General features: G+C 37.4%; 20 protein-coding genes and 2 tRNA genes. 11 read left to right on the forward strand and 11 right to left on the reverse strand.

The genetic code is table 11. The features are described 5' to 3' along the window. Positions 1-325 precede the first annotated feature (325 nt). The 5 genes from AC6EIY_RS06605 (at position 326) to recA (ending at position 4,118) form a co-directional block, all read left to right on the forward strand. Complete coding sequence (locus tag AC6EIY_RS06605) at positions 326-790, forward strand: NAD(P)H-quinone oxidoreductase subunit N (RefSeq protein WP_498506162.1); 465 nt, start codon at positions 326-328, stop codon at positions 788-790. Between the two features lie 12 nt (positions 791-802). Next, positions 803-1,825 carry a Light dependent period protein LdpA domain-containing protein gene (locus tag AC6EIY_RS06610; protein ID WP_498506163.1) on the forward strand — a complete coding sequence of 341 codons (1,023 nt, stop codon included), beginning with the start codon at positions 803-805 and terminating at the stop codon, positions 1,823-1,825. Positions 1,826-2,007: 182 nt separating this feature from the next. Continuing rightward, a tRNA-Gln gene (locus AC6EIY_RS06615) sits at positions 2,008-2,079 on the forward strand. A gap of 13 nt (positions 2,080-2,092) precedes the next feature. Continuing rightward, positions 2,093-2,872 (forward strand): HAD family hydrolase, encoded by a 780-nt coding sequence (locus AC6EIY_RS06620; RefSeq protein WP_498506164.1) that lies wholly within the window; start codon positions 2,093-2,095, stop codon positions 2,870-2,872. A gap of 112 nt (positions 2,873-2,984) precedes the next feature. Beyond that, positions 2,985-4,118 carry a recombinase RecA gene (gene recA, locus AC6EIY_RS06625; protein ID WP_498506165.1) on the forward strand — a complete coding sequence of 378 codons (1,134 nt, stop codon included), beginning with the start codon at positions 2,985-2,987 and terminating at the stop codon, positions 4,116-4,118. A 20-nt stretch (positions 4,119-4,138) separates the two neighbouring features. On the opposite strand, the gene AC6EIY_RS06630 is transcribed toward recA, so the two are convergent. Both AC6EIY_RS06630 and AC6EIY_RS06635 read right to left on the reverse strand, forming a co-directional pair. Then, positions 4,139-4,378 (reverse strand): DUF2839 domain-containing protein, encoded by a 240-nt coding sequence (locus AC6EIY_RS06630; RefSeq protein ID WP_498506166.1) that lies wholly within the window; start codon positions 4,376-4,378, stop codon positions 4,139-4,141. Positions 4,379-4,416: 38 nt separating this feature from the next. Beyond that, the gene (locus tag AC6EIY_RS06635) at positions 4,417-5,793 is read right to left on the reverse strand and encodes a helicase (protein ID WP_498506167.1); all 1,377 of its coding nucleotides are present in this window, start codon (positions 5,791-5,793) and stop codon (positions 4,417-4,419) included. Between the two features lie 145 nt (positions 5,794-5,938). On the opposite strand from AC6EIY_RS06635, the gene AC6EIY_RS06640 reads away from it, so the two are divergent. After that, positions 5,939-6,814 (forward strand): prephenate/arogenate dehydrogenase, encoded by an 876-nt coding sequence (locus AC6EIY_RS06640; RefSeq protein WP_498506168.1) that lies wholly within the window; start codon positions 5,939-5,941, stop codon positions 6,812-6,814. On the opposite strand, the gene crtD is transcribed toward AC6EIY_RS06640, so the two are convergent. Next, positions 6,807-8,324 carry a C-3',4' desaturase CrtD gene (crtD, locus tag AC6EIY_RS06645; protein WP_498506169.1) on the reverse strand — a complete coding sequence of 506 codons (1,518 nt, stop codon included), beginning with the start codon at positions 8,322-8,324 and terminating at the stop codon, positions 6,807-6,809. The genes AC6EIY_RS06640 and crtD overlap by 8 nt on opposite strands. A gap of 27 nt (positions 8,325-8,351) precedes the next feature. Between crtD and AC6EIY_RS06650 the strand changes: the two genes are divergently transcribed. Beyond that, on the forward strand, positions 8,352-9,239 hold the full coding sequence (locus tag AC6EIY_RS06650; RefSeq protein ID WP_498506170.1) for a fructosamine kinase family protein: 888 nt from the start codon (positions 8,352-8,354) through the stop codon (positions 9,237-9,239). A gap of 35 nt (positions 9,240-9,274) precedes the next feature. Here AC6EIY_RS06650 and AC6EIY_RS06655 read toward each other — a convergent pair whose 3' ends face one another. Beyond that, a complete protein-coding gene (locus AC6EIY_RS06655; protein WP_413683568.1) occupies positions 9,275-9,637 on the reverse strand; it encodes a CAAD domain-containing protein in 363 nt (120 codons plus the stop codon). 123 nt (positions 9,638-9,760) lie between these two features. Between AC6EIY_RS06655 and AC6EIY_RS06660 the strand changes: the two genes are divergently transcribed. Together AC6EIY_RS06660 and moeB are read left to right on the forward strand one after the other, a co-directional pair. After that, the gene (locus tag AC6EIY_RS06660) at positions 9,761-10,273 is read left to right on the forward strand and encodes a M67 family metallopeptidase (protein WP_498506171.1); all 513 of its coding nucleotides are present in this window, start codon (positions 9,761-9,763) and stop codon (positions 10,271-10,273) included. Positions 10,274-10,296: 23 nt separating this feature from the next. Then, on the forward strand, positions 10,297-11,445 hold the full coding sequence (gene moeB / locus AC6EIY_RS06665; protein ID WP_498506172.1) for a molybdopterin-synthase adenylyltransferase MoeB: 1,149 nt from the start codon (positions 10,297-10,299) through the stop codon (positions 11,443-11,445). Positions 11,446-11,447: 2 nt separating this feature from the next. Here the strand turns inward: moeB and AC6EIY_RS06670 are convergent, their stop codons facing one another. Then, on the reverse strand, positions 11,448-12,599 hold the full coding sequence (locus AC6EIY_RS06670) for a cob(I)yrinic acid a,c-diamide adenosyltransferase (protein WP_498506173.1): 1,152 nt from the start codon (positions 12,597-12,599) through the stop codon (positions 11,448-11,450). A 133-nt stretch (positions 12,600-12,732) separates the two neighbouring features. On the opposite strand from AC6EIY_RS06670, the gene larE reads away from it, so the two are divergent. Further along, a complete protein-coding gene (gene larE, locus AC6EIY_RS06675; RefSeq protein ID WP_498506174.1) occupies positions 12,733-13,578 on the forward strand; it encodes an ATP-dependent sacrificial sulfur transferase LarE in 846 nt (281 codons plus the stop codon). Positions 13,579-13,633: 55 nt separating this feature from the next. Here the strand turns inward: larE and speD are convergent, their stop codons facing one another. Continuing rightward, positions 13,634-14,101, reverse strand: coding sequence for an adenosylmethionine decarboxylase (gene speD / locus AC6EIY_RS06680; RefSeq protein WP_498506175.1), 468 nt, complete (start codon positions 14,099-14,101; stop codon positions 13,634-13,636). Positions 14,102-14,143: 42 nt separating this feature from the next. Beyond that, on the reverse strand, positions 14,144-15,244 hold the full coding sequence (recF, locus tag AC6EIY_RS06685) for a DNA replication/repair protein RecF (RefSeq protein WP_498508170.1): 1,101 nt from the start codon (positions 15,242-15,244) through the stop codon (positions 14,144-14,146). A gap of 79 nt (positions 15,245-15,323) precedes the next feature. On the opposite strand from recF, the gene AC6EIY_RS06690 reads away from it, so the two are divergent. Continuing rightward, positions 15,324-15,397, forward strand: a tRNA-Arg gene (locus AC6EIY_RS06690). Between the two features lie 13 nt (positions 15,398-15,410). Here AC6EIY_RS06690 and AC6EIY_RS06695 read toward each other — a convergent pair. Genes AC6EIY_RS06695 through AC6EIY_RS06710 form a run of 4 tightly spaced genes read right to left on the reverse strand, consistent with a single transcriptional unit; the run spans position 15,411 to position 21,540 of the window. Then, positions 15,411-15,863 (reverse strand): N-acetyltransferase, encoded by a 453-nt coding sequence (locus AC6EIY_RS06695; RefSeq protein ID WP_498506176.1) that lies wholly within the window; start codon positions 15,861-15,863, stop codon positions 15,411-15,413. A 1-nt stretch (position 15,864) separates the two neighbouring features. After that, positions 15,865-18,849 carry a phosphoenolpyruvate carboxylase gene (ppc, locus tag AC6EIY_RS06700; protein WP_498506177.1) on the reverse strand — a complete coding sequence of 995 codons (2,985 nt, stop codon included), beginning with the start codon at positions 18,847-18,849 and terminating at the stop codon, positions 15,865-15,867. A 28-nt stretch (positions 18,850-18,877) separates the two neighbouring features. After that, positions 18,878-20,023, reverse strand: coding sequence for a glutamate--cysteine ligase (gene gshA / locus AC6EIY_RS06705; protein WP_498506178.1), 1,146 nt, complete (start codon positions 20,021-20,023; stop codon positions 18,878-18,880). Continuing rightward, the gene (locus AC6EIY_RS06710) at positions 20,020-21,540 is read right to left on the reverse strand and encodes an anthranilate synthase component I family protein (protein WP_498506179.1); all 1,521 of its coding nucleotides are present in this window, start codon (positions 21,538-21,540) and stop codon (positions 20,020-20,022) included. The genes gshA and AC6EIY_RS06710 overlap by 4 nt, the downstream gene beginning before the upstream one ends. Between the last annotated feature and the right edge of the window lie 42 nt (positions 21,541-21,582).

Consider the following 21,582-nt stretch of genomic DNA (forward strand, 5'->3'; position numbering starts at 1 on the left):
ATCTGAATTAAATCGCCTATCTAGCCAAAAAAGTTGAAGTTAATTGAATAATTGAAGTTCAATTTGTTTGGGAAAATGCTAGCGACAATCAGCTGGCTGAGACTTTTTCAAACTTTTCAACAAGTTCAAACAGTATCTCGACAAAAGAAATAAATTCTTCTGCGCTGGCCAAAAAGACTAAACGCAATCGCTTAGTCTGCTCAAGCATCCAGAGGCCCGGCTAGCGGACGGGCATAGAAAAGCTTTAGCAACTTAAAAGATTACACTATTAACACCCATTTTGTGTGATGCTTCACTTAAATAAGATAAAGAATTTGATTTAAGGATGCCTTTATTACTCTCTGGTCATAAATTTCGCAGTGATCTTGAATCATTTGGCTGCCTTGCCATCCTCAGTCCATTAGAAGGTGGAGCAGAAACTCGTTTACTTAGAAGACTTAGAGCCAGCGGATATCGAACACAGATCACTTCAGCTAGAGGATTAGGAGATCCAGTTGTCTTTCTTACCCAATTACATGGAATTAGACCACCACATTTGGGACATCAAAATGTTGGGAGGAATGGAGCCTTAGGGGAAGTTCAACAAGTTATTCCTCAATTAAATGAATTATTAGTTGAAGATAAACCGTTTGTCCTATGGTTATTAGAGGGTCAAGTCTTATCCAAGTCAGAACTATTATCAATAAATAATCTTTGCAAAAAGGAACCTCGAATCAAAATTGTTATTGAGATGGGAGGAGCTCGAAGTATTCAATGGCAACCATTAGATGAATTCATCGATAGAGATTAGAAATTAATAAATGTGATTACTCAAAATTCGATTTGCAATTCTGAAGCTCTCAAAAAAGGTAACTGGGTAAAATTAATTTGTGGTGCAAGTAATCAAGACTTACCTTCCATAACTGATCTTTGCTCAATTTATGGAGCTGCAGGAGTGCATTGCATTGACCTTGCTGCCGACGAAGCTGTTGTCCATGCAGCTCGCAATGCTATTGATTGGGTTTTCGAAACTTACGGGAAAAAACCTTGGCTGATGATCAGCTTAAGTGATGGAAAAGATGCGCATTTTCGCAAAGCTTGGTTTAATCCAGACCTATGTCCTTCGAATTGCTTAAGACCCTGTCAAAGCATTTGTCCAGCTCACGCGATTGAAAACGAAGGTGGTGTAAAGGCTAATAAATGCTATGGATGTGGCCGATGTATTGATACATGCCCGCTAGGGATCATTAAAGAAAAGGATCGAAGATTAACTCTTAAAGATTTTGCTCCTTTGTTAACAACTATCAGACCAGATGCAGTAGAAATTCATACTGCTCCAGGAAGAGGCCAAGAATTTGAAAAAACAATCAAGGAAATTTTTAAAGTCGATTTGCAGCTTCAACGGTTATCTGTCAGCTGCGGTTTACAAGGACATAGAATAAATCACGAAAAATTAGCAGAAGAACTTTGGCTGCGACATAAATTCCTAAGAATTCATAATCAAAAACCTCTTTGGCAACTTGATGGGCGTCGAATGAGTGGAGACCTTGGAGCAGGTGCGGCCAAAATTGCAGTAAAACTCTGGGAGAGAATACGTCCAATAGCTCCACCAGGCCCCTTACAACTTGCTGGAGGAACTAATGAATCGACCATTAAGTACCTCCCAGAGATTAAAGGGCCTGAAGGAGTTGCTTTTGGAGGGAAAGCAAGAAAGATAATTCAACCATGGTTAGAGGAGGCTCAACGAAAAAAAATCAGCCTTAGAGAGTGGCCTGAAGGCTGGGAGGCGGCCCTTTCAGAGGCAAAACGACTTATAAATCCTTGGCTTGTGAGGAAATCTTTATAATTGAATTTCTCTAGTTAAATCAATCATTCGAAAGCCCATGTTGAGCTGAATTAATGAAGAAATCTTCCGATTAACTAAAAAAACCTGGATAAAGACATGACAGGATTGAATCAAATATGTAATTATCTAAGAGAAAGAATCCTAATCTATGTCTCTCAATCGCAAACATAGATCTGGAACAATGGGCCGTCGCCAAGTGGTAAGGCATCGGGTTTTGGTCTCGACATTCCTAGGTTCGAATCCTAGCGGCCCAGTTTTTAACAGTAAGTGATAGAGAAACCTCTAATTGTTCTTGATTTTGATGGTGTCATAGTTGATGGCATTAAGGAATATTGGTCAAGTTCTCGTCAAACTTGTATAAACCTACTTTCTGCCAAAGAAAAAAATATTATTTCTTTTCCTAGTGAGATTCCCAAAGCTTTTAAAGCAATGAGGCCATGGGTCAATTATGGTTGGGAAATGGTTATTCTGGCTGCTGAATGTGCAATTAACACTGGTCAATTCAAATTACTAGATTTACAAAATTTCTCAAAACATTATGAAATAGAATGCTCTTTAGCTCTTAAAAAGTGGGGTTGGACACCTTTTCAATTACAAGAAGCTTTAAATCAAACGAGAAAAGAAGCAATATCAAATAATTTCAATCAGTGGTTAAATTTGCATCGGCCTTTTTCTTTAGTCACTGAACGCCTCAAGACCCTGGAGAAGGAAGGCATTGAATTTGCTGTTTTAACAACAAAAAGTATTGAGTTCACAAAAAAGCTGCTGGATTGTTTCGATCTTCAGCCAAGCCTTGTTTTTGGTCACGAATCAGGAAGTAAAGTCGATGTCTTGAACCAACTCTTACAGAAGAGAATAATTCGAGGGTTTATTGAAGATCGAAGAACTACCTTAGAAAAAGTTTTGGAAGATCCCAGGCTGAAATGTATCCCCTGTTACTTAGCAAGCTGGGGATACTTAAAACCTCAGGATCGAAATAATCTTCCTTCTGGTATTAAATTACTAAATTTAGATATTTTGCGAGAACCTATCTCAAAGTGGTCTTGACTTAATAGCGTACGTCTGTACTATCGGTTTAATTGCTATTCGTTGAGGAACTGAGTATTTCATCATCAATCCCAACGTCTGTTGTTATCCCTCTGCATTAACGTTATTTGTCATGTCAAACGAAGGTAAGTCACTTCAATCAACTGAATCCAAGAAAATAGACGGAAAATCTGGAGAGAAAGAAAAAGCATTGAGCTTAGTGGTTGGGCAAATAGAACGCAATTTCGGGAAAGGTTCAATCATGCGTCTTGGGGACGCATCAAAGATGCGGGTGGAAACAATATCTACAGGTGCTTTAACTCTTGATTTAGCTCTTGGTGGCGGCTATCCCAAAGGACGTGTAATTGAAGTTTATGGTCCAGAAAGTTCTGGAAAAACAACGCTGACATTACATGCAATAGCCGAGATTCAACGTAACGGTGGAGTTGCTGCATTTGTAGATGCAGAACATGCTCTTGACCCAGTCTATGCAGCCTCTCTTGGTGTTGATGTAGAGAATCTTCTCGTATCTCAACCAGATACAGGAGAGATGGCACTGGAAATCGTTGACCAACTTATTAGATCTGCTGCAGTCGATCTAGTGGTTGTTGATTCAGTCGCTGCACTCACGCCCCGTTCAGAGATAGAAGGAGAAATGGGTGATCATTCAGTAGGTGCTCAAGCTCGTCTAATGAGTCAAGCGATGAGAAAAATTACTGGGAACATTGGAAAGTCTGGTTGCACCGTCATTTTCTTAAATCAATTACGTCTAAAAATTGGTATTACATATGGGAATCCAGAAACAACAACTGGTGGAAACGCTCTTAAATTCTATGCCTCTGTAAGATTGGATATCCGTCGTATTCAAACGCTAAAGAGAGGAACTGAAGAATATGGAATTCGTGCAAAAGTGAAAGTCGCAAAAAACAAAGTTGCACCTCCATTTCGAATAGCCGAATTTGATATTCTTTTTGGGAAAGGAATTAGTACTCTTGGTTGTCTTCTTGATTTAGCAGATGAGACTAATGTCGTCACTCGTAAAGGAGCTTGGTATAGCTATGAGGGTGACAATATTGGGCAAGGAAGAGACAATACCATTACTTGGCTTGAGCAAAATCCTGAATCAAAAGACATAATTGAAAAATTAGTTAAAGATAAATTAACTGAGGGCTCAGAAGTAAGTGCTAATTCAATGAGACCACTAGCAGCAGCAGCTCGACATGCTTCATTACGACCCAACTTAAACCAAGTTTCAGCGAACGGTTGAAACTAAAAATATAGTTAGGTTTATCTGATGTCTGCAGGAATCCACCACCCTGCAGCAGGTCCAATAAAGCGAACAACAATCCAAAGAATAACCAAAGCAGCAATACCTACCCATCCTGCACGAATACTTAATTTTATAAATTGATCTCTTTGCGCTTGCGTCACAGGGAACCAAGAGACAATACGAGGTGACTCATTCTTAGAGTTTTTCTTACTACGAGGTTTCAATCCTTGTTCAGATCTTCGCCGAGCTTCTCCCATTACAAAAAAACAATATTTTTTAATCTAAGATATTGATTTTAATAAGGCAATAAACGCTCCAACGCAATCCACGGCTCAAGAGCTTCAAATATTAGTTTTCCCCAACTTCTATAGTGCATACGGCCATCCAGTATAGCAACTCGAACATCTCCACTCCTAATGATTGCAAGCGATTTGAGAAGTATAGTGAGAGTTTCGGGAAACAGGAATTCTCGAAACCAATCACAACCTTGATGCTTAAGCATTTCAACTCGAGCAGCAACCCAGGGCGACTCTAAAGTAGGGAATGGAATCACTGGAAAAATCAATTGATCTGGTGTTGGCAAATTGTACTGATTAATAATCCACCAATGACAACTACAACAAAGAATCCCATTAGTCTCAACATCAGTAGTTTCATGAACTACTCTCAATCCAAAATCTCCAGCCAATTCACTAGTTATTTGAAGTCGTAGTTGTAAATCATCTACCAAAATAATAGTCGGACGAGGACGACCAAGTATTAATCTTTGACATTGTCTTAAAATATGACGATAAAACTTAGACGTATTTGGCAAAGGTTGTCTTTTTGGGACAAACAATGGGATAGGTTCTTGATCAAATTTATTTCCTAAATTCACCTTCACAGTAAAAGTAAATTTTTTACTATTTAGATCTAAAAAGAAAAAATCGCTTTGACCTGAATTCGTCAGCATTAAAAGAGTATTTTTTGAAAACAAACTGGAAAGAGTTTGTAAAGGAAATAAAGGTTGAATATACCAGTCCCAACTAAGTTTTCGCTTATCTAGTTTCGCCCAGGTTACCCATTCATTGTTGACCGCATTAAGAGCTCGTTTCCAAGGCATGGCGGAAGGCAAGTCATCTTTGAGAATTTGTTTTAATGTTAAAAGTTCCCTATTATGAATTCTTATGACAGCATCAGAGCGCACTGATTGACTAAATAGATCTCGAGTTAAGCGCTCATGAAGTTCGACAAGTGAAACTTCAAAACGTGAGCGCGAAGCAATTAAATCCTCCCAATCTTTTTGAGTAATTTTTATAGACATAGATTCTCTAAGCTCACTAGAAATAAATTCAAATTCAGGAAATATTAATTGGCGGTTTTTTAATAAATCATTTTCATGAGCAAAAACAAGATCTTGATATCTTAAAATCCAAACTTTTTTATCTGAAGGAGTTAATTCAATTCCCTCTACATAATCAAAATCTAATCGACTAGATCTTAACTTTGGTAATTCCACTTCAAACAAGAGTCGAGATTGTCTCTCTGATAGAATTAAAACAACATTCTTGTTATGCAAACAAAGTGGAATCAAAAGACCAGGCCACCAAAAATTTTTACTGTCACTTGATAGTTGAATAAAAGTATTATCTTTACGACTTAAGCTTCTAGCTATTAATCTTGTCAGGGTCAAATTATGAGGCCACAGAGCAAGATTATTTTGATAGTATTTTTTCAGATGTTTATGTGAATTCACCTCAAGCATTAGAAGTACCTTTTATAAATAAATTCTTTTAATCATGTTGCCCTATCAATAAAGATATAGAACAATAATATTTATGGAGCTTAAAATAAAAACCTTTCAAAATATTGGAATTGTTGGATTAGGTCTAATTGGAGGTTCCTTAGGCTTAGATCTCCAAAAGCTTGGATATACAGTTTATGGAATTACTCATCGAGAAAAAAGTGCACAAAAAGCAAGAGAAAGAAAACTAGCCCAAATTGTCAGCACTGATACAAGCGTATTAAACAATTGTTCTCTTATTTATATTGCTTTACCACTGGAACAGCTCCTAAATCCTTCAACAGCCCTAATCAATGCCATTCCTAGAAATGCTGTTGTTACAGATGTTGGATCGGTGAAAGTCCCTATTTTAAATACTTGGAACAAGCTACATCCGCGTTTTGTAGCCAGTCACCCAATGACTGGAACCGAAGAATCTGGCGTTCACGCAGGCCAACATAATTTATTTAAAAACAAGCCATGGGTTGTTACCCCAAGCAAAGAAACTGATCAAAAAGCTCTCGAAATAGTGCAGCAAATTGCTTTATCACTTGGGAGTCAATGGATAAGCTCTGAAGCTAAAATACATGATGAAGCTGTTGGATTGATTTCACATTTACCAGTTCTAATTAGCGCGGCATTGCTCAACACATTAACTACAGATGTAAAGCCTGCCTTATATTCACTTGCAAAAAGTATTGCATCCAGTGGGTTTTCTGACACCTCAAGAGTTGGAGGTGGCAACCCAGAACTGGGAGTCTCGATGGCAAAATTTAATAAGAAAAATATTGAGAGACATTTGGCCTCTTATAGACATTCTCTAAATCTTTTTGAAAAATATTTACTGGAAGAGAACTGGAGTGAATTAGAAAAAATGTTAGTCAATACTCAAGAAGAAAGACAAAATTTCATTTCAAAACCTACTAATTAAAGACAGGGATATTCAAATGCCTACCTTTACATTCCATTAGTTGTCTGACAACCATCATGGCTGATTGGCTTACACCAGCTGTACCTTCGCCGGGATAAATTGAATCTCCACAAAGCCATAAACCTCTAAGAGGGCTCCTACTTGACAAGCCAAAAGGTCCAAATTGATCTGGATGCTGACCAAGCCCTCCGACTATTCCACGAGGACGTCCTGTCCACTTTTCAAAGCTTCTTGGAGTTGCAAATTCGTGATGATCCCAACTCGACTCAATCAAATCAAACTTTTTATTCAAAATAGTTCGTATCTGTTTTGATAAAATATTTTTTTTTCTGGCATAGGATTGATTATCTAGATTAGACCATTGATCGATATCAACAAATACACTTGCAATTAAAGTAGCCATTCCCACTGGTGCACGCTGATCATCTTCCATGCTTATGGAAATAAATAAAGAGCCGAAATTCTCATCGAATACTTGAATATGTCCTGGGCAATCAACGGGCAAGTCAGCACGACGGAGAGCCCCATAAAATACAGCTGCACCACTTGGTTTGGGTAATTTTTTTATACTTTCACGATATGTTGTAGATAAACCTCCATCAATGGGAATTAAATCTAAAAGAGATTGAGGAGGCAAGCTAAAAACAATATCTGATGCTTTCAGCTCTATCAAATTTTTTCTCCTATCAATTACATTGACATGAAAGATATTTGATTTTGTTTGACTAATTATTTTAGTCACTCTATGTCCTATCAAAAGGTTCCCACCATCTCTCAAAAAACTATCTTTCAACAAGTCGCTAAGAATTTGCATTGATCCATGAAGATGCCATAACCCTCTGGGAGATTGGGCCATTTGAAGCACAGTTGCACCGTATAAAGCTGCCGTTCTATCCGCTGGCTCTTGAGAGTAAAGTTTTAATTGAAGATCTAGAAAACTTCGTAGACGTCTATCTTGATGACAACCAGTTATTTTAAGCAAATCTTCAATAGTCAACTTACTCATAAAACCTGTAAAAAGATTTGAAGGACGTATAGCTCTAATTAATTGACTTAAATCCCACAAATTTCTAACAGGAAGTATGGGATCTCTTTCTACAAATTCCCAATTACTTTGGTGAATTTTAGAACATAGTGACCAAAAGATTTCACTTCCAGGGAACTGTTCTTTTCTTTCCTTATCCCATCTTAATGGATCATGCCAAAGATTGATTGGCCGACTCCCATCACCAAGAACAACTGAACATCCAGGATCTAAAATTTTCGCATCAGGTAAAGGAATATCTAAATAATTGAATAAACGATGATGAATTCCTCCTCTCTCAAGACCTGCAACTTGAGTGGCGCCTACATCAAAAGTATAAGAACCTCTCGTAAAAGTTCCTGCACAGCCACCTAATTGAGTATGTGCTTCGACCAAAGTTACCTGATAACCCTCTCTAGCGAGAAGAGCAGCACCTGTTAAACCAGCTATCCCGCCCCCAACAACAATGATAGATTCTTCAGACATAAAAATTATCCAACGAGAATAAGGTGAATGAAGGAATTAATCAAAAATGCTCTTTCCAGTTCAAATAAAGTAAACAAAAACTCATTAATAGAAAAAATAATCCCGGTAAGCGGAGGTTGTATCCACAAAGCTTGGTGCATTTATTTCCAAAATGGTAAAAGAGTGTTTGCCAAATCAAATCATATAGACAATATTAATATGTTTAAGTTCGAACGTGAGTGTCTCTCTGTTCTGAGTAGATTTGCTAACAAATCGTATATCTGCGTTCCTAAAACACTTGATCTAGTAACTTATCAGGACATATCTGTACTTTGTTTAGAATGGATAGATCTCGAACAATCCCATCAAAATCTTCTTGGACAAGGTTTAGCACTACTACATAAATCATCGAGTGAGTGGAGCCAAAAAAAATTCGGATGGGGAGAAGAAGGTTTTATAGGTTCTAACACCCAAGCAAGAGGGTGGGGCTGTAACTGGGGCGAATTCTTTGTCAATTATCGTCTTAAGCCACAACTTATAAAGGCAAAAGCATGGGGTCTTGTAGTTGATGATCATGAAGATGTTTTAATATATTTAAGCTCATACCTAAATGATCATAAACCAAGCATCTCAATAGTTCATGGTGATCTTTGGTCAGGCAATTGTGGAAGTACTCAAGATGGTTTAGGGAGTCTTTATGACCCAGCATCATATTGGGCTGACAGAGAAGTTGACATCTCAATGACTAAATTATTTGGCGGTTTTAATAGAGAATTTTATAAAGGATACGAAAAGATCTGGCCACTAGATACGCTTTCAAAAGATAGAACTAATATTTATAATCTTTACCATTTGCTTAACCATGCAAATATGTTTGGAGGATCATACAAAGAAAATTCATTGAAAATACTAAAAGATCTGAGATCACGTGTGTAACGAGACCTCAGATCTTTGATCCTTTTCTTATTAATTTATCCCAGGTACTCTTTTTTAAGATTTTGAACTTTATCAAAAACAGCTGTTCTTTTTTCACTTGTAGTTAAATTTTGCCAACTCCACTGGCCTAAAACTACTATTCCAAGAAGTTCAAGCAAACCAGGGAGAATAGGGAAAAAATTAACTGTATCAATAACAACCTTGATTAATACTTGAGCAAGAACAACCACAGCAATGATTCCTGCGGCCTTGCCATACTTACCCATCTGGGTCCAATCAATTTTGCTCAATGATTCATTAACTTTCCCCATTACATCACTGTAACGTTCTGAAAAATTAACACCCTCAGTTTTCCCTCCCTTTGATTCATCTTTAGAATCAGGATTTACATCAGACATGAACACAAGCGACTAAGCAGTTATGGACCGAGCGTATCGAATTAATTTAAGAAATGCCATAGGCTTTATAGGGATAAGTCCGAACCAAAATAGAGAGGATGCCGAATCAACTCAGTTTTTCTGATGAAAATTCCAAAATATATTGAATTCCATAACGAGACAAATTATGTTCTCTCTAGATTTTTAAAGGCAGCTGAACCAGAAGAAGGCTGCGCTATATTAATCGGTCAAAAAAAAACTTCCATATCAGATGGTAAAAAAAATTTTTGGAAAGTAATGCACATCTGGAATTGTCGTAATGTATGGGGAGAACCAGAATCATTCTTAATTGATCAAAATATAAGAGTTTTTGCTAATCAAAAAACTATTCAACCATCAAAAAATACTCGCTTCGAAATAGACGCAAAAGATCAAATTGCCTCTCAAAAATGGGCAAGAGAAAATGATTTAGAAGTTTTATGCTGTGCTCACTCTCATCCTTCAAGTGAAAACAAACCGTCGGAAATGGATTTATTCTTCAATCAATCTCCTGGTCTTATGGTTATTTCAAATAATGATGGAGATTTAAAGGCATGGTGGATCAAAAATAAATTTGATTTTCATAACGTGAAAATTAAATTTATTTCTTTAATGTAAGTAAATCATGAAAGGGTTGACTCATGGAGCAAAGCCAGAATGACGCAAATTTAGATCTCGATGAACTTGCTAGGTATGCAAGACATATAAGTCTTCCTGAAATAGGTATTACAGGTCAAAAAAAATTGAAGACAAGCTCAGTTGCTTGCATTGGGACTGGGGGACTCGGATCTCCACTTTTAATTTATCTTGCTGCAGCTGGAATAGGACGTATCGGAATAGTTGATTTTGATGTGGTTGAATACTCAAATTTACAAAGGCAAATCATTCATACAACTGATTCAATAGGCCTATTAAAAACAGATTCTGCCAAACAACGCATACTCAAAATAAATCCTTCTTGTCGAGTGGATGTATTCAATCAAAAGCTAACAAGTAGTAATGCTTTAGAAATACTTAGAGCCTATGACGTGATATGTGATTGTTCAGACAATTTCCCAACACGCTACCTAATTAATGATGCTTCCATAATTCTCAAGAAGCCATATATATATGGTTCAATTGCACGATTCGATGGTCAGGTAAGTGTATTTAATTTAAAGAAAAATAGTCCTAGCTATAGAGATCTAATTCCTACGCCACCTCCACAAGAATTAATTCCATCATGCTCTGAAGCTGGAGTTATGGGAATTCTCCCAGGGATTATAGGTACAATTCAAGCAGCAGAAGCAATAAAAATAATAACAAATATTGGTTCTCCACTAGATGGAAGGGTCCTCATTTTTAATGCATTAAAGATGAGCTTTAAAGAGCTAACATTGAAATCGAGTCAAGAGAGTAGCAATATCAATAAATTAATAGATTATAAAAACTTCTGTTCAGAGGTTAAAGTTAAAAATGAGGTCGATTTAGATATAAAAAGTATTTCAGTTCAGGAATTAAAAACACTTCTTAGTCAAGCATCTAAAGAGACATTATTGATAGATGTTCGCAATCAAATCGAGCATAATGAATGTTCAATTTCAGGCTCCAGGCTCATACCCCTTAGTACTATTGAAAGTGGGGAGTCCATCAATGAAATCAAAATTCTTGCCGCGCAAAAAAATATTTATGTATTTTGTAAAAGTGGAAAAAGGTCATTGCGAGCACTAAGGCATTTAGACAAACTTGGAATTCAAGGTGTAAATATTGAGGGAGGTATTGATGCCTGGAACAAAGAAAATATTAATTAGAACTAATAATCAACTCCCCTCTTTAAATCAACTCCTTTTTCTGCATAGTGCTTATGACACACCATCTCAGAGTGAACACTTGCCAAATCAAAATACACCGGTTGATTTTTACATCTTCCTGTAATAATCACTTCGGTCTCTGATGGTTTGCGCAGTAATGTTTGAACGATAGGCTCAACTGGTAAGAGTTCCAAATCAACAGTTGGATTTAACTCATCCAAAATAACTGTCTTATAAAGACCACTTGAAATCGCTGCTCTTGCAATTTCCCATGCCCTCTCAGCTTCTACATAATCAATGGGTTTTTGCTGGCCTCTCCAAACGATCGCATCTCTGCCAGATCGAAGATGGTCCACTAAATGAGGGTAACTTTCTCGAAGAGCTGCAATAGCAGCATCCTCTGTGTAACCACTACCACCCTTAAGCCATTGCAAAATTAAAACACGATGACTTTTATCCTGACTAATTCCTCTACCGATAGCTTGTAAAGCTTTACCCAGAGCACTGGTTGATTTGCCTTTCCCTTCCCCAGTATATATTTCAATTCCGCCAACATTATTTTCAAAAAGATTTTCCTCTTTATTTGTCTCAGGACGCCTGTGAGCTCTCATCTCAGAATGTAGTTCAGCAACTTTAATTAAAGGGTTTGGTGCTGCTCTACCAGTGACAATAATTTCCATACCACTTGGTCTTGCAGTAAGTGTTTTAACAACTTCTTCAACTTGCAATAAACCCAAATCCAGAACAGGATTCAATTCATCTAAGACAACAACTGAATATAAGGCACTAGCAATCGCCCCCTTTGCTATGTCCCATCCTCTTTGAGCTTCCTGATAATCAAATTTTGTAGATTGATCGACGTTGAAAAATTCACCTCTGCCAGTCCTAACTTGATCAATCAGGTGAGGGAAACCTTGCTGCAAAGCATCAATTGCTGAATCTTCGTCATAAGAGCGACCAGGTCCTTTCAAAAATCTCAGAAGTAATACTCTTGTTTGTTTTTTCTCACATATACCCAGACCGATAGTTCTCAGAACCACCCCCAAAGCTGCTTGACTCTTGCCTTTACCCTCTCCGTCATAAACATGTAATTGTCCATGACTTCGTTCTTGGCTTTCCGATGCTGTTGTAATTCCTATGCCGTTTGATACCACGATCGATAATTCTGCTTCTTATGCATGCAACTTAACTTCTTCTACATTACACGTCATAGAATATGCAAAATACACACAAAGATGAAAGAGTTCAGAACGTCAAATTCAAACAAATTAATGATCCTCTAAGAAAGTGTTTTTCAGTCAACTTGAATCTTTATCTGAATCAGAACTTAAGCAACTAGAATTGTTGAGGGAGTTTATTAAAGATATAAACAATGCATGCGTTGCCTTCTCTGGAGGAGTTGATAGTTCTTTAGTAGCAACAATAGCGCAAGAACAGCTAGGCTTAAAAGCCTTTGCAGTTACTGGTGTCTCTCCTTCTTTAGCTCCATATTTACTAAAGCAAGCGCGTCTTCAAGCAGCTTGGATTGGTATTCGTCATGAAGAATGTCAAACCCATGAAATCAATGAGCCAAATTACTTTAAGAATCCTGAAAATAGATGCTTTGCGTGCAAACAAGAATTACACAAGCATTTACATGAAATTTCAAAAAAATACAATAATGCTCAAGTTCTCGATGGAGTTAATTATGACGACCTTAGCGACTTTCGACCAGGTATTAAGGCAGCCAATCAAGCAGGCGTGATATCACCTCTGGCCGAACTGAAAATAGATAAAAAATCAATTCGTTCAATTTCCAAATCATTAGGATTACCTTGGTGGGATAAACCTGCTCAACCATGTTTAGCCTCTCGGATTCCTTTTGGAGAGGAAATAAGTTCAAAAAGGCTGGAGCAAATTGCTCTAGCAGAAGAATGGATTGTTAATCAAGGTTTTTCTAAGGTGCGTGTAAGAAGTCAAGGTCTATCAGCAAGAATTGAATTACCCGCACATGAAATAAACGACTTTCTGAGAATTATCCAAAGAAATCAATTAATTAAATATTTTTTATCTTTAGGTTTTCATTCAATAAGCCTAGATCTAGAGGGTTTTATTAGTGGCAAACTCACTAGAGACATAAAGAAAACCACCTGAAAGATCAAATCTAATCTCGAAATAATTTTTTATTCAGTTAAAGTCTCAATTTTGCTCAGGGTTCACGATACAAAGTTTGAATTCCAGAAGGAATCTCTCTGGCAATATTTTTAAAAGAGAAGTTCTTAGCCAAAAAATCTTTGAAAAGTACTTTACAAGCTTTTTCAGGCATCGTATGGTCACCACAAGTGAACACATCAATGGCTGCATAACCAATCTCTGGCCATGTATGTATTGAGATATGAGATTCAGCCAATAAAGCGAGTCCAGTAACTCCCTGAGGTTTAAAACTGTGTGTTACCAAGTTTATGAGCGTTGCACCAGCAATTTTGGCCGATGATGTGATTGTTGTTCTTATAAAAGCTTCATCATTAAGCTTCGCATGATCACATTGGTAAAGTTCAAGTATGCAGTGCCTTCCAATATTCTCACTAGAATTAGCATGAATGATTTCTGCATCATGTGACTTGCAAGAATCAGGCCATCCAGGGTTTGGATGCAATTCTGGGAAAAAAGGTTCCATAATCTATCCAAAAATCATTTCCACAATAACCGACCAATAGTTTTAACTAAAAGAATCTAATTGCATTAATTGTGAGTTGCGTACCCATTCACCTTCAAAAGATTCCAAATGTGTTGCACTAATTAAACACTGATGTTTTTGGCCGACAGCATCTAAAAGCAATAATTGTCGTTTTGGATCCAGCTCAGCTAAAACATCATCTAAAAGCAAAATTGGAGATCTGCCAAACACCGTTTTAATTAATTCTAATTCGGCCAATTTCAAAGCCAATACAATAGTCCTCTGCTGACCAGCAGAACCAAAGCGTCTAGCATTTACTCCATTTATTAAAAAATGTACATCATCACGATGCGGACCTACTCGGCAATTACCCGTGACTTGTTCATCAGATCTCATTTCCAAAAGTTGACGTTCAATGCTCTCCCTCCAAAGACTTTCACTCTCTTCACCTTCAAGTTTACTACCTGGTAAATATGTAATATTAAGCTTCTCCTTACTACTACTTAAATGTTCTTGCCAGTTTGAAGCTATCGGAAGTAGACGATCTAAAATACGCCTACGCCTTCGATGGATTCTTGTACTTACTAAAGCCATTTGCCTATCATAAGAATCTAAAAGAATATTTTGATCCTCGTTCGATTTAACACTGAAATTGCGCCACAACTGACTTCTTTGCCTAAGCAATCTAGAAAACCTTCCGACCAAGTCAGAATAAATTGGTTCAAGTTGTTGAACAATTCTATCTAGCCAATATCTTCTGAGAGCAGGTTCTCCTCTTATCAAGTCTAGGTCAAGAGCACTAAAACCTACACTTCTCATAGGTCCTATCAAATCAAGTTGACGAGTTAAAAGTTTTTCATTTTTATAGGCTTTTCTCCCACCTTTTCTGTTTAATTCTAAAGAAATTTTTTGATCATCGTCAATTTTCGCAGATAGGAAAGCCTGATCTTGGTCCCAATAAATTAAATCCTGATTTCGATTAGATCGATGAGAGCGTAAACTAGACAAGAGCTCTACAGATTCAAGAAGATTAGATTTCCCAACTCCATTTTGACCTATTACTATTAAACGATTTTCAGTTAACTCAAACTGAACACATCGATAATTTCGAAAATTATTAAGTTCTAACTGATGAAGTTGAATGTTGCTTTATGGCATTTGTATGTAAGCTAATTTTAATAAGGTCTCAGTATTTGGCCTTTTTTAATATCAACCCCTTGTTGGGCATGTAGCTCAGTTGGATAGAGCATCAGATTCCGGTTCTGAGAGTCGGGGGTTCGAGTCCCTCCATGCTCGTAAAAATAATTTCTCAAAGTCTAAATCCCATTGTTTTTATACCATTTGGATCTAATAAAAATCCATTAGCCTTTAATGGATTAAGCGAAATTAATGGAGCAGCAACCGAAATACTACAGCCTGGCAACTCTCGTCTAATAATTTCGATTGCCTTGAAAACCATAATAGACATGAACGTTTCTTGTTGATCTCCAGGCTCTGCGACTAAATCCCACAAATTTGCATTTAAACCCTTATCGCTAGTCACACGAACAAAGCCAACAAGATTATCAGAAGTTTTTTGAAGAAGAGTTAAATAAAAATCAGACTTTTTCAAAGCTAATTCTAACTTCCTTGGTTGATGGGTATCTTGTTTACATCTTAATAAAAGCCTATTTATTTTACGTACAGAAACAGGTTCACTCCTGAGTAAAACAAAGCCCTGAGGAATTTGGGGGCATTTATTTCCTGAATTTAGTCCAAGCATGTCATCCTGTGTTTCTCATTCCTGCAGCAATGCCATTGATAGTTAACAATGCTCCTCGCAATAATTCACTACGGCTGTATGTACGTGAACTTTGACCAGAGTCAACACTCAAATCTTCACTAATGGGTGGTTGACGATTCTGATCTCTTAATCGTTTGAGAAGAGCGACTTGTAGAAATCCCAAAGGAATAATAGTTCTGTTCCTCAGATTTACAGACAATTGCAAAGCAGGGTCTGCACTTAAAAGTTTTGACTTATCAGTAATTTCTAAAATTAACTTCTTAGTTAAATTATATTCACTTGAGATGATATCGAAAATTCCAGCGAATGCTTCACGATTATCATTGCCACCTAAACTAAGCATATAGTGGTGGGCAACATCCAAATCAACCTTCGAAAGTGTCATCTCTACTTTAGATATCAACATTCTAAAGAATGGCCATCTCTGATTTAACATTCTCAACATATCCATTTGATTGGGATCTATCTTTAGTTCAGTAGCTAACGCTGTACCAACCCCAAACCAGCTAGGTAAGAGGAATCGACTTTGAGTCCAACCAAAGACCCATGGAATTGCACGAAGACTTGATAAGTCTTTTGCACCACTTTTTCTTCGTGCAGGACGACTGGAAATTTGCAGCTTACTGATCTCTTCTATTGGAGTAACTACTTGAAAGAATTGAACCAAGTCGGGATTATCATGAACTAAAGCTCGGTAATGCTCCCTTGAACGAGCAGCCAGCCTGGTCATCAATTCATTCCAACTTGGAGTGGCATCTAATTTGTTAGTAACCAAGCTATTTTGGAGAACAGCTGTAGTGACAGTCTCAAGATTATACAAAGCTAATTCTGGAAGGCTATATTTTGAGGCAAGAACCTCTCCTTGCTCTGTGATCTTTATACGGCCTTGAAGCGTACCACTTGGTTGAGCCAAAATTGCTTGATAAGCTGGACCACCTCCTCTGCCTACTGACCCTCCCCGACCATGAAAAATACGTAAAGCTATACCTTGTCTACTAGCCAGATCTTGAAGTGCTATTTGGGCCTTATGAATTTCCCAATTACTTGAGAGGAAACCAGAATCCTTATTACTATCAGAATATCCAAGCATAAGTTCCTGAAGAGGTTGTTTTTTCTCTCCTACTCGTGTGAGTAATTTTCTATAAACATCTTTCTGAAGTAAAGACTCCATGACAGAAGGAGCATGTTGTAGGTCCTCAACCGTTTCAAATAATGGAACAACAAGAAAATCAGCAGCTCCTAAAGTTGGATCAATCAATCCTGACTCTTTGGCTAAAAGCAACACTTCTAATAAATCTGATGCCGTATGACTCATTGAAATTACATATGAGCGACAAATACGAGTACCAAATTCTTTTTGAAGCCTGTGAAGCATATGAAAAACTGAGATAGTTTCTTGAGTGCTTTTAGACCAATCAAAAGCAGTAGGGATAAGTGGTCTCCGAGTATTCAATTCCTTCATCAACCAAGTGACGCGACTTTCCTCGTTCATCAATCCATATGACTCAGGCAGATCTAAATAGCGAGTGAGTTCATCCAATGCATCACTATGACGAGTACTTTCTTGCCTAATGTCTAAGCTTGCTAAAGAGAACCCAAAGATATGAACTTGGTTTAATAAGGTATCTAGAGGTTCACATGTAAGATTAGTACTAACCAAACTATTCCTAATAAGTTCTAATTCATTTTTAAATTCGTCTACAGACCTATAATGAAGTAAATCATCAAAACTATTATTTGTAGATGCTACAGGCTTAACTTCAGGAGAGAATTGCCACCCAGCATCTGCTAGCTGCTTATTACGTATTTGAGTAAGTCGCAACCTCTCGAGTGTATAGCTAAGCTTCAATCGATAAGGTTCTAGCCGATATCTGGCAGCTCGCTCCTCGTAGACCTCCGGGAAACGAATCCTGTCCATTTCTAATGACTCTAGCAAAGGCGAACTTACTTGACTCCATTGCATAGATATACTTAATTGATCTCTGAGCTCTTGAACTGATGCAATATATCTATCCAACATTAATTGTCTTTGATAACAGGCTGTTCTCCATGTGATTTCAGGAGTGACGGACGGATTACCATCTCTATCTGAGCCCACCCATGAACCAAATGTACAAAAGGCCTCATTAGGGATCTCTACATCAGGATAACTTGAAGCCAATGCCGTAGTCAGCCTTCTTCTCAATTGTGGCATAGCATCAAACAAAACCTGCTGAAAATAATGAAGCGCATAATCAACTTCATCTAGAACAGTCGGCTTGAATTGATGAAGTTCATCAGTTCTCCACCAAAGTCTTATCTCCTCCTCTAATTGCAGCCTAAAGATTTCCTTCTCAGACTCAGAGATTAAGCTATTAGATTGAAGTTGTTGCAAAAGAGTGGCTACTCTTCGTTGCTTATGCCTGACGGTATGTCTAACTATTTCAGTTGGGTGAGCTGTAAAGACAAGACGAATATCCATTTCCCTCATTAAAGCATCAAGCTGGGCTGGAGGAACATTCAAACGACGTAATCGCTCAAACAATTGTCGAAAAGTTGCTGGTGCAGTTTGACTCGCTAAAGCAGGAGCGTAAGGGTCTATGTTGTCATGACTATTATCTAACTTCCCTTTTTTCATACTTTCTAAATAACTATCCTCCTCTATACGTTGCTCTAAAATATTTACTAACTGAAAATAAAGCGAAAAAGCCCTAGCAGCAGATATCGCCTCTGCTAAATCCATTTCTGTAATCAAATTAACTATTGCCTGTGAAGAATTATCTTTATTTGACTTGCTTGGGTCACTTAATTGCTTTAAAAGCAATAATCGATCTGTTTGATTAGGTGGACATTCACTTTTAAGAACTGTTTTCCACAGGTCCTCAACCAGTTCAAGTCTTTGTTGCAATAAATATCCAGGATCTTTATCCTCAACACTTTCTGTCGAGTGATGAGAGATATTTGCGTTAGAAGAATTTTTCAACATAAACCTATTATGAGGCAGTTCTCCCGACTTAGTCACTAATGGGTTGTTTCAATTGAATGAAATTGGTCTCTTCTCGTTCCATTTCACTAATACCTTTCTGAAGCAAAGACTGAATTGAGACTCCCTTGGAATAAGAATTCAGCCATATCATTGATTGATTTCCGTTGGTTAAAATAGATTCAATAGGTTGCAATAACTCAAACATATCAAGCTGCTTAGCCAAAGGAGTCACCTCTAAAAGAAGTTCATTTATCCAATCACGACAGTTTATTTGTTTTCCGGTTTTCCAATGAGATAAATTTGCATCGAGACTAGATTTGGCTGCAAGCAATTCATTTTCATCTGCTAATAGAGCCAATTCTTTTAGTGTTTTAAAGCTCGCATCCATAGGATCATATTTTTTCATATTGTTTTTAAGATTAATAATTCTTAGTTCAAGTAACGCTGTAATAGCCAAGAGCAAATCAACATTACAGACCAAGTCACATATTCTTAGCTCTAATCGATTTAATACATGAGGTCTTTCTGGACCATTTGGCCGAACTGATGTCCACAAATGTCTTTCATTTTGCATATTTCCCTGCGATAACTGATCTTCAACCCATGTTACATAGTGATCATGATCTACAAACATGGGGACATTGGAGGGTGTTTTAGGGAATTGAATCCACCTTTGAGAATGTGCTCCAGTAGCAATTCCGCCTAAAAAAGGAGAACTAGCGCTTAATGCCAAAAATAATGATGCCTCGCATCGAACCAAACGAAGGGCCGAAAACAGTAAGGATAGGTTTTCAATGCCTAAATTAATATGAATACTTGCTGTTACGACTTTTGTTCCATAATTTTTTTCTATGAAAGAGTGATAGCAGTTTTCCAAATCTGACCTTTCAAATTTTTCTATATTTCCAAGACTTAACGTGCTCCCAGGAAGGATGGTGAGTTCTTTGCAATCAAGCCATTTTCTAAGTTTTAATCTTGGTAGTAACAGTGCATGCTTTAAAACTGCATATCTTTTATCTGGAACAGTTATATACTCAAGATTTCTTTGATCCGGTTCTTTCACAAAATCTGATAGATCTTTAGTAATAGCAGATGCAACCCCTACATTTTCGCCGGCAAATGTACCGGTAAAAAGCTCCACTTCAAACCCCTTTAGAAGCATAAAGTTGGTCATAAATCAGGAGCTTCTAAGCAAGCTAAAGCAGTAAACATCCCTTTCGCTTTATTTAAAGTTTCTTGATACTCATTAGAAGGAATGGAATCTGCGACGACTCCAGCTCCAGCTTGAACTTGAACTATGCAGTCATTTTTATTGTTCCTACGAACAACCATTGTTCTTATAGTAATAGCTGTGTTTAAAGCTCCATTTAAATCTATTGAGCCATAAACACCGGAGTAAGGGCCTCTACGTTGTTTTTCTAATTGATTAATTAGTTGCATAGCTCTTATTTTTGGTGCTCCACTAACAGTTCCAGCTGGGAAAGAAGCAATTAATAAATCCCAAACATCATTTGTTTTTTTTAAAGTACCTTCTACCTCACTGACTATGTGCATTACATGCGAATATTTTTCTATAACCATTAATTCTTTTACAAAAACACTACCTGGGATGCAAACTCGGCCTAAATCATTTCTACCTAAATCTACTAACATCACATGCTCAGCTCTTTCTTTTGGATCTTTTAAAAGATCTTTCTCTAGGATTGCATCATCTAAATTATTTTTACCTCTTGGACGTGTACCAGCAATTGGTCTCAAACTTGCTTGAATACCCTTTTCAGTTTGTTTGGCCTTAACCATTACCTCCGGGCTCGAACCAATAAGTTGCCAATCTCCAAAATCAAAAAATGCCATAAATGGAGAGGGATTTACCATCCGCAGGCTTCGATATAACTCAAAAGGTTTTTGTATTACAGTCGACTCCAATTTTTGACTAATAACCAACTGAAAAACATCACCTTTTTTGATAAATTCTTTTGCCGATTTAACACTTTTTTCAAATTCACTCTTTGATGTTTTTTGCGTCATATCAACTGATCTATTCGCATTTTCATTCCACTTCAAAGACTTGACTGGCTTTAGAGGAGCGGCCATTAGGTCTTGAAGTTGATTGATTTGTTCACAAGCGATTTCATAAGCTTGACCAGGGGAAGCCCCATCACTTAAATCTCCATATGCCACAGCTGTTATTAGACGTTTGACTTGATCAAAAATAAGAATCTTATCCATAAACATCCAAATACCATCTGGCAAGTCTTGATCTGATAATTCATAGGTGGGTACAGAGGGCTCAATCCATTGAATTAGCTCGTAACCCCACATTCCAAAAAGTTGTCCTAGTTGCGGTAACCCTGACAAAGAAACAGATTTATATGGCTTAAGCATTTCTCTGAGTATTTCAATTGGATTCCCATGAAACTTTTCTTGTTTTCCAGTTCTCCAGAATCTAGTCAATTCATTACCACGTACTGTCACCTGCCAGAGAGGATCTGATGCAACCACACTCCACCTGCCAATAGTTTCTCCACCTTCTACTGATTCAAGCAATACCCCTGGAGGGTTGCCGTGACCAACTTTAAGCCAGGTGGTAAGTGGGGTTTCCAAATCAGCGGGCCAACTTTTTGCCAAAGGAATATAGTTTGCCCCGCTGGAAGCTGACAAAAGAAATTGTTCCTTACCTAAGCTAAGCATGACTGCATAATGGCAGCCCAATATATGTATTTAAAGGGTTCA

Source organism: Prochlorococcus sp. MIT2304 (assembly GCF_059772405.1).